Origin of the sequence: Nocardiopsis sp. RV163, assembly GCF_001029525.1 — a bacterium.
GTDB lineage: Bacteria > Actinomycetota > Actinomycetes > Streptosporangiales > Streptosporangiaceae > Nocardiopsis > Nocardiopsis dassonvillei.
Map to the genome: position 1 here is coordinate 1 of NZ_LEKI01000156.1, position 13,341 is coordinate 13,341.

The following is a 13,341-nucleotide window of genomic DNA, read 5'->3' on the forward strand; positions in this document are numbered from 1 at the left end:
CCTCCGGCTCATGTCGGCCGTCGTCCCCCCGGCGCTGCTGATCCTCCTCCCGGTCCTCGGCGCCGCCCCCGCCTCGGCGCATCCCGAGCCCGGGGCAGGGACGGGCGAGGTGCGTGTGACCCCCGCGGAGCACTACGCCGCCCTGCTGGCCGAGCAGCCCGAGGGCGCGGCCGTGGTCGTGGACGACGCCCTGGCCGGCCGCTACGACCCGGAGGAGCTGGAGGCCGGCCTCCACGACTCCTTCGGCGCACTGGACGTGCCCTACCACGTCGTCGCCAGCCCCTTCCCCGGCACGGAGCCGCAGTGGGGAGGGGACGTGCTGCCCGCCCTGGCCGACCGGGTCGGCGCGGACGGCCTCTACGTCCTCCTCCAGCCCGACAGCGTTCCCCGGGCCCTGGCCGAGGGCGTGGACCTGCCGGTGGAGGCCGCCGCCGACGCGGTGCGCTACGCCCCCGAAACGGACTACTACGGCGCCCCGCTCGACGAGGTCGCCGACGCCTTCACGGCGGCCCTGGCCGACCCGGACGCGCAGGCCACGGCCGACCGGCTCCGGCAGGAGTACTCCTCCGAGCAGGAGGCCTACCGGAGCCCCACGGCCTGGGAGGAGTTCCTGGAGGACCTGGACCCGACCACGTCGGTCGGGCCCGGCAACCTCGGCTTCCTGGTCAGCACGGCGACCGGCGCGCTGCTCACGCTGTCCCTCTTCCACGTGTGGTGGACGCGCCGCAGGGGCGGCGGTATGACCGCCGCGGTCACCGTAGCCGCGGTGTTCGGGCTGATCCTGCCCGGTGCAGGTGCGGCTGGAGCCCTGTACTACCTGGACAGCGTGCCCCTGGACGCGAACGAACGCCCCGATCCCCTGGAACGGGTCCGGTCGCAGCCGCCCTACGTGCCCTCCACCGTGCGCGTGGAACGGGTGGTGCGGGGGATCGCGGACGGCTCCGTCTACGCGGACCCCCTGAGCCCGCTGCCCCGCGAAGGGCTGGCGGACGTCGCCGAACGGGCGGAGCGCTCCTCCGTCCCGGTGTACGCGGTCCTGCTGCCGATGGCCGACACCGACGAGAGCGGGGGCGACCCGGAGCGGTTCGCGCACGCGATGCACCACGTCCTGGGCGAGGACGGCGTCTACGCGGTCATCACCCATGAGTCCTACGAGGAGACGCCCGAGACGACGGCGCTCGCCTTCGGCACCGACCTGGATACCTACTACCTGAACCGGGCGCTGGACGAGGGCGCGGCCACGACCCCGGCACGGGCGCTCTCCCTGCTGCTGGAGGCGGTCGAGGAGGTTCCGCGCGACCCGCAGGCGGCGGACCCGGTGCCCTACGACACCTCGACGGACCCGCTCGAACCTCGGGCGGAGCGCTTCTGGGAGGACTTCTGGGCCGGCGCGCTGTTCCTGGGCCCCATCGTCGGCGCGACCCTGCTGGGCGCGGTGCTGGGAACGGCGGCCCTGGTACGGGGTTCGCTCGGGAGGCGCCGACGCCAGCCCTCCCCGCGGGCCCTGCGCCGCACCGCCGAGCGCGAGCGGGCGCGGCTGGCCGCCCTGGTCTCCTCCGACCGGGCCGGGCGCCTCCCCGTACCGATGATGCCCCCCGTCGAGGCGGCGCTGATGCTCATGGACGCCGACCCCGACGACCTCGACCTGGTCGGCGTGGCGGTCGTCTCCCGCAGGGCGCACGCCGCCCTGGAGGACCCCGGCTCCGCCGAGACCTCCCCGTGCATGGTCAACCCCCTGCACGGCCCCGCCGAGGCGTTCAAGCGCGTCGGTCCACGGGACCGTAGGGGCCTGTTCCCCGTGTGCCGGGCGTGCGCCGACCTGACCGAACAGCAGCGCACGGCCGCCCTGCTGCGGCTGCGCGACGGTGCGGGTAGTCGGCGGGACCACCTGTCGATGAACGAGCGCGCGTGGGTCCAGTACCGCTTCGGGGCCAAGAACCCCGCGCGCATGGCCGAGAGGCTCCTGGAGGAGATCGATGACCGCTGATTCCCGGTCGGCCCGGTACGCGGCGCGGACGCTGGCCGCGTCCTGCGCCGTGCTGCTCCTGTGCCCCGCGACCGCCGCCCTGGCCCAGGACCCGCAGGCGCGGGACCGCACCCGGGCCGTCGCCGACGCGCTGGAGGAGTCGCCGGTCTACGTCGACCCCGCCTACGAGTCCGCCTTCCCGGCCGAGGACCAGGAGCGCGTCGCCGGGGTCATCGAGTCCTCCGGCCTGGACCTGTACGTGATCGCGCTGCCCTTGACGGGCGGCGACGCCTGGGGCGGGGACGCGGCCACGCTCGTGTCGGTCGTGCACGACCGCAGGGGCGGCGGCGAAGGGCACTACCTGGCCTACGAGGAGGTGTCGGGGTACCACGGTGCGGACTTCGGTCCCGGGGCCCAGGAGACGGCTCCCGCGCACTACGGGGCCCTGACCGCCTCCTACGCCACGGACTTCGACGGCTCCATGCTCCAGCAGGCCGACGCGGCCGTGGAGGCCGCGCTGTCCGACGACCCCCGCGCGGCCTACGAGGCCGCCCTCCAGTCCTACGAGGAGGCAAATCCCCGCATCGCGGACCCTGGAGGGGAGAGCGGCACAGGGCCTCGGGCGGACTCGGGCACGGGATCCGGCCCGCTGTTCGCGGTCGGGTCGGTGGTCGCGGTCCTGCTCGCCCTCGTGCTGGCGCTCCTCGTGCGCAACCGCCTCACCGCGCGCCGGGGCAGGCGCAGGGCGGCCTCGATCACCCAGCACGCGGCCTTCGACAACGCCGACCGCGCCCAACTGGACTCCCTGGTCGAACAGGGCGAGCGCGACCTCATCGAGGTGGGCGAACGCCTGAGCCGCGTGGACGCGGACCCGGGGGCCGGCACCAAATCGGGCCAGAGCCTCCAGCGCGCACTGGACGCCCGCTCCGCCGCCGCGGCGGTCCACGACCGGATGGCCGCGGAGGGCGCCACCCTGCCCGACGCCGTGGGCGCGCTCGTCCTGCTCGACATCGCCGAGGACGCGCTGGAGAGCGCGGCAGGCGGCTCGCGCTCCGCCGTCCGGCGCCGCCACTGCTACGCCAACCCGCTGCACGGCACGAACACGAAGGTGACCCCCTGGCGGGAGTTCGGCGGCACGCGCACCATCCGCGTCCCGCTGTGCGCCGACTGCGCCAAGGCCGTCCGCAACCGGGCGCGTCCCGTGGTCCTGCCCGCCGAGCACGAGGGGGCGCAGGTGCCCTACTACGAGGTGCCCGCCGAGGAGAGCGTGTGGGCGGCCACCGGCTACGGCACGCTCACCGACGACCTCGTCCAGCGCGTCCAGCGCGGCGACCACCGGCCCCGGGGGCGGGCCCGCTGACGATCCGGACGTGACGCGGGAAGGTATTCGGTCGGGCACGGGGAGAGAACGTTTCGCTCGGGTACCGCATCCGACCCCAGAGAACGGGAGTTCGGTGCCCGTCCATGTCCCCGGGTCCGGGCCGACCGAAACGTGGCTATAGTTCCCACGGGCCCGTCACGGGTCCGCCGGGGGAAGCGATGACGACGGATACGGGGTGGCCTGGTGGAGGACCAGCACGTCCAGAAGGGTGACGGCGGGGCGGGGCAGCCCTCCGGCCGTACGGCGGGGAACTACCGGCTGGTGCGGTCGCTGGGGCGCGGCGGCTTCGGCGAGGTCTTCCTCGGGGAGGACCCCGACGGCGGTCGCGCCGCGGTCAAGATCCTGCACGCCAGTTGGGCGGGGGACCCGGAGATGCGCCGCCGCTTCAGCACCGAGGTCGAGCAGGCCCGCCGGGTGAGCGGCTTCTGCATCGCCCCGATCCTGGACGCCGACCCCGGGGCCGCCGAGCCGTGGATCGCCACCGAGTTCATCGACGGCCCAACGCTCCAGCGGGCCGTGGCCGCCGAGGGCCCGCGCAGCGGCGTCGAACTGCACCGCCTGGCCGTGTCCACGGCCACCGCGCTGGCCGCGATCCACGCAGCCGGGGTGGTGCACCGCGACCTCAAACCCGACAACATCATGCTGGCCGCGGACGGGCCGCGCGTGATCGACTTCGGCATCGCCCGCGCGGTCGAGACCACCTCGGTCACCGCAAGCGGTGTGGTGGGCACGATCGGGTACATGGCGCCCGAGCAGTTGGAGGGCATGCGGCTGACCTCGGCGGTGGACATCTTCTCCTGGGGGTCGGTGATGGTCTACGCCGCCACCGGGCACGAGGCCTTCCCCGGACCGACCCAGGCCTCCCGCATCGCCCGCATCCTGGGGGGAGAGCCCGACCTGGGCCCCCTCACCGAGCCGCTGGCCGGGATCGTCCGCTCCTGCCTGGACAAGGACCCCGAGCGCCGCCCCGACGCCACCACCCTGCTCAACCTGCTGATCTCCGCGCCAGCCGAGGCCACGGCCGCGCGCTCGGCGGCGGGCGACGGCGGCACCCGGATCCTGCCCCCGGCCCACGCGCGTACCCCGTGGGAGAACGACCCCACGCGGGTCGCCCCCGGCGGGCGCCCGCGGGCCCACGCCACACGCGTGGCCCCTCCGGTCCCGGTGGACCCGACCCGGGTCGCCCCCGCCGACGCCCCCGGGGCGGACGCGACCCGCGCCTACACGCAGATGGCGTCTGGCACCGCCTCGGCCCCTCCGGCGCCGCCGTCCGCGCCGCCGTACTCCACGACCCCGCCGTCCTACTCCCGGGCGTTCGAGACGGATGCGGCGAGCGGCCCCCGCACCCCGCCCCACCGGACGGGCGTGCCCCCGTACCACTTCCACGGCATCCGCTTCACCGACCCGGGCGATCTGGCCGAGGCCATGCAGCAGAACTGGAGCGCGGCCGTCCAGGTCTTCAGCGACCCGGCCGAACGGGCGGCCCTGGGCGCTTGGCTCGTCCACGACCTCGGCGACACCACGGTGGACCGGTCCCTGTTCCGGGGCCACGTCAACAACGACGCCAACCTGGCGCTGGCCTCGTTCGTCTCGCAGTCGCGCCCCGACCTGCCGCCGATCTTCCGAGGCCGGGGCGCCACCGTGGCCGAGCTGGGCGAGATGTTCGACGATCCGCGCCCCCTGCTCACCGGCGCGCCCAAGGCCAACGAGATGGTCCTGATGGCCCGCCCGAGTGTGCTCAGGACCATGGGCGCCCACCGCGGCGCCGACTCCGCCGACCTCATGCGGCTCGCCGACCAGCTCGACGAGGCCGAACGGGCCGCCAACGCCTTCCAGGAACAGCTCACCGGCGAGCTGGAGGGCTGGCGCGCGGCCCGTGTCAACGTGAGCGCCGCCCTCATCCTCGCCTTCCTGCTGCGCCCCGAGCGCCTGGTGCCACCCGGCGACGGCGGCGACACGGGTCTGGGGGAGTGGGTGTCGATCCTGTGGAGCCGCGTCGAGAGCGCGCCGGTTCCCGTCGGCGCCGGGTACGCGGCCGTGGTCTACGGCGCCCTGTCGACCATGCGGTCGCTGGCCGAGCAGCGCCGGAGCTGGGAGACCCGGCACAACAAGGTCAGCACCGACCACGCCGACCTGCGCCGCGGGGTCAGGCTCCAGGAGCGCATGCTCCTGGGCCTGCGGATCTGCCGGTTCGCCATCTTCGGCATCCCCGCCGCTCTGCTCATCGGGCTGGCGACGGGCAACGGGGTGGAGGGGCCCGCGGTCCCGCTCATGTCGGTGGGCGTGCTCGGTCTGGTCGGGGCGATCGCCCTGGAGGTGACCGTGCGCGTCGTCTCCGGCGGCGTGGCCCGGCGCAACCAGCGCTCCCAGGAGCTCAACGGCGCGGCGGCGCAACTGCCGCAACTGACGTCGGGCGTCGCTCGCATCCAGGGCGACCTGCGCAGGGCCAGGGAGATCTGCGGGCGGAGCTGACCCGCGTCGCGCGGACCGCTCCCGGGGCCGGCGCTGCCCCGCCGCCCGGCGGAGCGGCCGTGCCAGATCGCGGCCCGCCTCGCCGGCGCCTTCGCCGACCCGCGCCGGGAGGGGGCCGGGCGGTCACCGGTTGACCGGTCCCGCCCACGGGCGCGGGGCGCCGGGGACGGACAGGGAGTCCAGGCGGGCGGCGATGGCGGCGAGCGCGGCGGCGTAGGGGGTCTCCAGGTCGTCCTCCAGCAGCGAGAACGAGTTGGCGGTCTCCATGAAGGCGCGCAGCTCGAAGGCCAGCAGTGCGGGGTCGGTCCCCTCCGAGAGCTCGCCCAACTGGCGTGCGTCCCCGGCGGTGCGCGCGAGCAGGTCCCGCCACTGGCGGCTGTTCTCCCGCAGGGCGTCGCGCACCCGCCCGGGCCGGGACTCGAACTCGGCTATGGCCGTGTAGAACAGGCAGCCGCCCCGGAACACGCGCCCGCGCGAGTAGCCGATCCAGTCCGTGCACAGCCGCCACAGCCGTTCCGCCCCGGGGCGCACATCCAGGGCGCCGCGCACCACGTGCCGGACGAAGACGGCGCGTCCGGCCTCCAGAGTGGCCAGCTGCAACTCCTCCTTGGAGCCGAAGTGGGCGAACACCCCGCTCTTGCTGACCCCGAGCTCCTTGGCGAGCCGCCCCAGGGACAGGCCCTCCAGGCCCTCCACCGACGCCGTGTGCACCGCGTGCTCCAGTACGGCCCGTCGGGTCTGGTCGCCCCGCTGAAGCCGTCCGTCCGGGCGGCTTGAGACGGTCATCGGAAGTCCTTTCCCAGGTAGCGCCCACAGGGGCGAAGAGTGAACGGTCGGTCGGTCAGGCCATCAGGGTACAAGCCGCTTGACGGAAGCGGCACGCCGAACAAATAATACGATCGTTCGTATAGTTTTCTGGTGCCAGACACCCCACCGGAGGAGAGCCCCCGTGAACACCACCCGTCTCGTCGGCGCGGCCCTCAACGCGGCCGCCGTGCCCGCCCCGCGCCTGACCGGCCGACTGCTGTGCGGGCTGTGGTCCCACGCGGGCCGGCCCCGCTCCGTCACCCCCGCCGACCTGGACCTGCACGAGCGGGCCCGCGTCCACACCCTGCGGGTTCGCGGCTGGGACGTGGCCGCATACTCCTGGGGCGACGGCGCGCTCCCCGTCCTGCTCGTGCACGGCTGGCGGTCGCGCGCCTCCCGCTTCGCGCCGCTCGTCCGAAGACTGCTCGACCTCGGCTACAGCCCCGTCTCCTGGGACGCGCCCGGCCACGGGGCCACGCCCGGACCGGTGGGCACCGTCCTGGACGCGCGCGAGATCATGGGCCTGCTCCAAGCCCGCCACGGGCGCTTCGCTGCCGTCGTCGCGCACTCCCTGGGCGCGCCCTTCGCCGTGCACGCCCTGCGCGAGGGGGTCGAGGCCGACCGGGCGGTCCTGGTCGCCGGGGTGTCGGACTTCGCCTTCACCGTCCACGCCTTCGCCACGGCGCTCGGCCTGGGCCCCCGCGCCGTCGCGGCCCTGCGCCGGACGGTCGAGGGGCACCACTTCGGGGGCGACCCGACCGTGTGGACCCGCTTCTCCGTGGGGGAGGGGGCCGCCCTCGCCCAGCCGCTCCTGCTGCTGCACGACGAGCACGACACCGTCGTCCCCGCGGCGCAGTCGCACCTGACGCTGGCCGCCCACCACGGGCGCGCTCGCCTGATCACCACCTCGGGCCTGGGGCACAGCGCGCTGCTCCGCGACCCGGCCGTGCTCGACGCCGTCACCGGGTTCGTGCGCGGGGCCGGCGAACCGGTCCGAGGCGGCGGGGATGTGCCGGGAGCGGTCGGGGCCTGACCGCTCCCGGTGGCGGTCACCGGGCCGGGTTGGCCACCAGCACGTCGGCGTGCTCCCGGGGGCGGTCTCGCCGGTGGAACGCCTCCTCCTGCTCCGCCCACGTCCGCCGGTGCGGCGCGTAGACGGACGCGTCCCACCGGCCGTCCAGCCGCCGCGCGCGCTCGTCGTCGGGGGCCTCCACCCACACCAGTAGGTCCAGCAGGCCGCGCACGGAGGCGGCCCCCGAGCCGCCGCCCTCCACCACGAGGACCCCGCCCGCGGCCACGTCGCCGGGCAGCGCGGTCCACTCCCGCGCGAACGCCCCCCGCTCCCAGTCGTAGCGCCGCCAGGCCGCCCGCTCCCCGCGCGCGAGCGGGGCCAGCACCCGCTCGCGCAGCAGCTCCGCGCCCTCCTCCAGGCCCCGCCAGCCCGGGTAGAGGTCCTCCATGGTCAGCACGGCGGAGGCCTCGCCCCGCCGGACCAGGGCCGCGCGCAGCGCGTCGGCCACCGTGCTCTTGCCCGCGCCCGAGCGGCCCTCGACCGCCACGGCGCGCGTCCGCTCCGGGGCCCTGGTGGGCGGCGGCACCGCCCCGGCCAGGAGGTCGGCCCACCCGGACTCGGCGGTGCTGATGCGTGCTCTGCTCACCTTCGGACCCTAACGCGGCGGATGTGAAGTTCCAGCTTGCGTTCATTGCTTGTAGCATTCCTCGCAACAGCGCCGAAACGCGGCCACGAAAGCAGGGGGAGGGGCACCTGGTGACCGAGGCCGCCGCGACACCGGGATCACAGTCAGCCCTGCGCCGGGCCAACGAGCGGCGGGTCGTGGACGTGCTGCGCAGCGAGGGCACCCGCACCCAGGCAGAGCTGGCCCGCGCCACCGGCCTGTCCGCGGCCAGCGTCTCCAACATCGTCCGCGGCCTGCGCGCCGCCGGGACGGTCCTGGTGCGCGACACCTCCTCCAACGGCCGCCGGGCCAAGGCGATCACCCTCGTCCGCCAGCCCGGCACGGTCGTGGCCGTGGACTTCACCGCCGACAGCGTCCGCGTCGCTGTGGGCGACAGCGACGGCAACATGCTGGCCCGCGAGGAGATCGGCTACGACGTGGCCTCCGACGCCGAGCGCGGGGTGCGCCGCGCCGCCTGGCTGGCCGAGACCGTCCTGCTGCGCAGCCGGGTCGACCGGGGCACCGTGTCCTCGGTGGTGGCCTCCATTCCGGGGCCGATCGACCCCGGCACCGGCGAGGTCGGCGGCATCTCCTGCCTGACCCGCTGGGCGGGTTTTCGCCCAGCCAAGGCGCTGACGGAGCGGCTGGGCCTGGAGGTGCTGGCCGAGAACGACGCCAACCTCGCGGTCCTGGCCGAACAGCACCGGGGCTCGGGCGTGGGGGCCGAGCACGTGGTCCACCTGGTCATCAACGACGGCGTGGGCGCGGGCATCATGATGTCGGGCCAGCTCTTCCGGGGTGCGGGCGGCACGGCAGGGGAGATCGGGCACATCGCGCTGGACCCGCGCGGGCACGTGTGCCGCTGCGGCAACCGGGGCTGCCTGGAGACCTTCGTCGGCGCGGGCTACCTGCTGGACATGCTGCCGCAGAACACCGACGTGGCCCGCGGCCCCGACCCCGTCCGCATCCCGGACATGGTGGCCGCGGCGCTGGAGGGAGACCCCGGCAGCCGCCGCATCATCGCCGAGGCGGGCACCGCGCTGGGCCAGGGCACCGCGATCGTGGCCAACCTGTTCAACCCGGACCGGGTCATCGTGGGCGGTGACCTCGCCCAGGCCGGTGACCTGCTGCTCGACCCGATGCGCCGGTCGATGGAGCTGGGTTCGCTGAGCAGTGCCCTGGAGCGGCTCGAACTGGTGCCGAGCGCGCTGGGCAGGGACGCCTCGCTGTACGGGGCGCTGCGCATGGCCGCCCGGCAGGCGAACTGAACAGTCCGGGACCCGATTTCCCGCGCCAACGGTGACGCGGTGGCGCCGCGCGGTGGCACCGCGTTCCCGCGGCGGGGGAGCGCGGGCTCCGGAGCGGCCCGCAGCAGGTCGGGCGGCGGGCGGGCCCTTCGCTGAACAGAGCCCGCACGTAGGCTGGCGGGACCGCGAACACCGAGGTCAGTGCCGGAACGGGCCGCCGCTCGGTAAAAACCGAAACTCCTTCACGTGAGCTCACACGTCCAGAACCCCGCTCTGGCCTGGGTTTTCCATCATTTCACGCTCTGAACGCAAGGCCCGTGATGTTTCGGTTATGTGTTCAGGAGTTGACGGCAAGGTGGCGGCGGGGTTTGACTTCACTCCACCACTCGCGAGTTCCACCGCCCGTATCCCCCGTCATGAGAGGTACCTAGCGTTGAACGCACGACGCTTCACACCGCGGTACACGTCCGCCGGCTTCGCCGCCGCGGGAGCCGCTCTCGCCCTCCTCGTCTCCGGTTGTGGCTCGCTCACGACCACCGGCGACGAGGCCGAGCAGGAGACCCACACCGTGGAGGAGGGCTTCCACGTCGGACTGCTCCTGCCCGACCTCCACACGGCCCGCTACGAGGCCTTCGACCGCCCCTTCTTCGAGGAGGCGATGGGCGAGCTGTGCCCCAACTGCGAGATCTCCTACGCCAACGCGGACCAGTCCGTGAGCGAGCAGCAGACCCAGGCCCAGGCCATGCTGACCGACGGTGTGGACGTGCTCGTCCTCGACCCGGTGGACGCCGCCGCCGCGGCCGGGACGGTCAACGAGGCCAAGTCCCAGGGCGTGCCCGTGATCGCCTACGACCGCCTCGCCGAGGGCGGCGCGGACATGTACGTCTCCTTCGACAACAACCGCGTCGGCCAGGTCCAGGCCGAGTCGCTGCTGGAGGCCCTGGAGCAGGAGGGCGACACCGGTGACGGCTCGATCGTCGTCATGCACGGCTCGCCCACCGACCCCAACGCCGCCAGCTTCAAGGCCGGGGCCATGGGGGTCCTGGAGGAGCAGATCGAGATCGGCCAGGAGTTCGACACCCCCGAGTGGTCGCCGGACGAGGCCAACGCCCAGATGGAGGGCGCCATCACCTCCCTGGGCCTGGACGAGATCACCGGCGTCTACGCCGCCAACGACGGCATCGCCTCCGGCGTCATCTCCGCCCTGCGCAGCGCGGGTGTGAGCGTGGAGGACCTGCCCCCGGTGACCGGACAGGACGCCGAGCTCGCGGGCATCCAGCGCATCATCGCCGGCGAGCAGTACATGACCGTCTACAAGGCGATCCAGCCCGAGGCCCAGGTGGCCGCCGCCATGGCCGTCGGCCTGGCCACCGGTGAGGACCCCGAGCTGGGCGAGCGCACGCTCACCGAGGTCGAGGACGGAGGCGGCGAGACCGTCCCCGCCGTCCTGCTGGAGCCGATCGCGGTCACCGCGGAGAACGTCGGCGACACGGTCGTCTCGGACGGGATCTACAGCATCGAGGAGATCTGCACCGACGACTACGCCGACACGGACTTCTGCCAGGAAGCCCTGTAGAGCCGGTGCGGACGTTCCGGGCCCGGAACGGCGGGGCGCCCCGCCGCCCCGCCGTCCCCGGCCAGGGCGAGAGAAGAGAAGCGAACGCATGAGCACACCAGTCCTGGAACTGTCCGGGATCTCCAAGACCTTCGGTGCCGTCCGGGCCCTGAGCGACGTCGACTTCCACGTCGGCGAGGGCGAGGTCGTCGCCCTGCTCGGTGACAACGGCGCCGGCAAGTCCACGCTGGTCAAGGTCATCTCCGGAGCGCACCCAGCCGACAGCGGCGGTGCCATCACCTGGGACGGCAAGCCGGTCAGCATCAACGCCCCCTCCGACGCCCAGCGCCTGGGGATCGCCACCATCTACCAGGACCTCGCCCTGTGCGACAACCTGGACATCGTCGGCAACCTCTTCCTGGGCAACGAGAAACTGCACTTCCCGGGCACCCTCGACGAGGTCGAGATGGAGGGCCGGGCCATGGAGCTGCTGGACTCGCTGTCCGTGCGCATCCCCAGCCTGCGCGTCCCGGTGGCCTCCCTCTCCGGCGGTCAGCGCCAGATCATCGCCATCGCCCGCTCCCTGCTGGGCAAGCCGCGCGTGGTGATGCTCGACGAGCCCACCGCCGCCCTGGGCGTCGCCCAGACCGCCCAGGTACTCGACCTCATCGAGCGCCTGCGCGACCAGGGCCTGGGCGTGCTGCTGATCAGCCACAACATGGCCGACGTGCGCGCGGTGGCCGACCGCGCCGTGGTCCTGCGCCTGGGCCGAAACGCCGGGGACTTCCCCGTCGCCGAGACCAGCTACGAGGAGATCGTGGCCGCCATCACCGGTGCCGCCGACAACCCGGTCAGCCGCCGCTCCGAGCGCACCGGCGCCTCGGCCCTGGCCACGGAGGACAAGTGATGACCCAGCAGACCCCCGTCTCCAAGGCGCCCGCCCCGGGTGCGGGCGGCTCCGCCGAGTCCAAGCGCGACCCGCGCCTGCTGACCACGGCGGCCTCGCCCAAGGGCTGGCTCGACGCCCTGCGCCGCAACCTGCGCGGCGGTGAACTGGGCCCGATCCCCGTGGTCATCGGCCTGATCCTCATCGCCGTCGTCTTCCAGTCGGCCAACGACCGGTTCCTGTCGCCGCAGAACCTGTCCAACCTGACCGTGCAGATCGCCGCCATCGGCCTGATGACCACCGGCGTCATCATGGTCCTGCTGCTCGGCGAGATCGACCTGTCCATCGGCTCGGTCGCCGGACTGGCCGCCGCGGTCCTGGGCGTGCTGGCCGTCAAGCAGGGCGTCTCGGAGTGGATCGCGATCGGCGCGGCCCTCGCCGTCGGCCTCGCGGTGGGTCTGCTCCACGGCGTCGTCTTCGCCAAACTCGGGGTACCGGCCTTCGTGGTCACCCTCGCCGGACTGTTGGGCTGGCAGGGCCTGCACCTGTACCTGATGGGAGCCGACGGCACCATCAACACCAGCCCGAGCGGGCCGATCTCGCTGCTGACGCAGACCTTCTTCGTCCCGGTGGTCGGCTGGGCGCTCGCCGTCCTGGCCGTCGTCCTGTACGTGGTCTCCGTGGCGGCGGTGGAGCGCCGCAGGCGCCAGGCCAACCTGCCCTACAAGCCCTGGACCGAGATCCTCTTCCGGGCGGCCCTGCTGTTCGTGCCGATCCTGGTCGCGGTGTGGGTGCTCAACCAGTACAAGGGCGTGCCGCTGGCCTTCCTGATCTTCGTGGGCTTCGTGGTCGTGCTCGACCTGGTCCTGCGCAAGACCCGCTACGGCCGCATGGTCTACGCCGTCGGCGGCAACGCCGAGGCGGCGCGCCGCGCGGGCATCAACGTGGACATGATCCGCATCTCGGTGTTCGGTATCGCCTCCGCCCTGGCGGCCCTGGGCGGGATCATGCTGACCTCGCGCAACTTCGCGGCGAGCGTGGCCACCGGCGGCGGCGAGGAGCTGATGATGGCCATCGCCGCCGCGGTCATCGGCGGCACCAGCCTCTTCGGCGGGCGCGGCAACGCCTACTCCGCCCTGCTGGGCGGCCTGGTCCTGGGCGCGATCACCTCCGGTCTGCTGCTGCTCCAGATGGACACCTCGGTCCGGTTCATGATCACCGCCGCCGTCCTGCTGATCGCGGTCATCCTGGACTCCGTCTCCCGCCGGGGACGCAAGACCCACGCCAGGGGAGGCGCCTGACCGGCACGGCTACACGAGCCGTCCCCGGGCGGGAGACGGAGTCCACTCCC

At 73.9% G+C, this 13,341-nt stretch carries 10 protein-coding genes; 8 read left to right on the plus strand and 2 right to left on the minus strand.

What is annotated here, in order from left to right; genetic code table 11:
* From ABD54_RS21630 to ABD54_RS21640, 3 genes are all read left to right on the plus strand, one after another.
* A partial coding sequence (locus tag ABD54_RS21630) for a hypothetical protein (RefSeq protein ID WP_047871359.1) occupies positions 1–1,987 on the plus strand: 1,987 nt, incomplete at its 5' end.
* On the plus strand, positions 1,977–3,326 hold the full coding sequence (locus ABD54_RS21635; RefSeq protein WP_047871360.1) for a hypothetical protein: 1,350 nt from the start codon (positions 1,977–1,979) through the stop codon (positions 3,324–3,326). The genes ABD54_RS21630 and ABD54_RS21635, both read left to right, overlap by 11 nt.
* 204 nt (positions 3,327–3,530) lie before the next feature.
* Positions 3,531–5,819: a serine/threonine-protein kinase gene (locus ABD54_RS21640; RefSeq protein WP_053063636.1), complete on the plus strand. Its 2,289-nt coding sequence runs from the start codon at positions 3,531–3,533 to the stop codon at positions 5,817–5,819.
* 123 nt (positions 5,820–5,942) lie between these two features.
* Here ABD54_RS21640 and ABD54_RS21645 read toward each other — a convergent pair whose 3' ends face one another.
* A complete protein-coding gene (locus ABD54_RS21645) occupies positions 5,943–6,605 on the minus strand; it encodes a TetR/AcrR family transcriptional regulator (protein WP_047871361.1) in 663 nt (220 codons plus the stop codon).
* 163 nt (positions 6,606–6,768) lie between these two features.
* On the opposite strand from ABD54_RS21645, the gene ABD54_RS21650 reads away from it, so the two are divergent.
* Positions 6,769–7,659, plus strand: coding sequence for an alpha/beta fold hydrolase (locus tag ABD54_RS21650; protein WP_047871362.1), 891 nt, complete (start codon positions 6,769–6,771; stop codon positions 7,657–7,659).
* Between the two features lie 16 nt (positions 7,660–7,675).
* Here the strand turns inward: ABD54_RS21650 and ABD54_RS21655 are convergent, their stop codons facing one another.
* The gene (locus ABD54_RS21655) at positions 7,676–8,284 is read right to left on the minus strand and encodes a uridine kinase (protein ID WP_047871363.1); all 609 of its coding nucleotides are present in this window, start codon (positions 8,282–8,284) and stop codon (positions 7,676–7,678) included.
* A gap of 110 nt (positions 8,285–8,394) precedes the next feature.
* On the opposite strand from ABD54_RS21655, the gene ABD54_RS21660 reads away from it, so the two are divergent.
* The 4 genes from ABD54_RS21660 to ABD54_RS21675 all read left to right on the plus strand — a co-directional run bounded on the left by ABD54_RS21660 (position 8,395) and on the right by ABD54_RS21675 (position 13,291).
* Positions 8,395–9,570, plus strand: a complete 1,176-nt coding sequence (locus ABD54_RS21660; protein WP_047871364.1) for an ROK family transcriptional regulator — start codon at positions 8,395–8,397, stop codon at positions 9,568–9,570.
* Between the two features lie 412 nt (positions 9,571–9,982).
* Complete coding sequence (locus tag ABD54_RS21665; protein WP_047871365.1) at positions 9,983–11,125, plus strand: sugar ABC transporter substrate-binding protein; 1,143 nt, start codon at positions 9,983–9,985, stop codon at positions 11,123–11,125.
* Positions 11,126–11,213: 88 nt separating this feature from the next.
* Positions 11,214–12,011 (plus strand): ATP-binding cassette domain-containing protein, encoded by a 798-nt coding sequence (locus ABD54_RS21670; protein WP_047871366.1) that lies wholly within the window; start codon positions 11,214–11,216, stop codon positions 12,009–12,011.
* On the plus strand, positions 12,011–13,291 hold the full coding sequence (locus tag ABD54_RS21675) for a sugar ABC transporter permease (RefSeq protein WP_047871367.1): 1,281 nt from the start codon (positions 12,011–12,013) through the stop codon (positions 13,289–13,291). The genes ABD54_RS21670 and ABD54_RS21675 overlap by 1 nt, the downstream gene beginning before the upstream one ends.
* The last annotated feature ends 50 nt before the right edge of the window (positions 13,292–13,341 follow it).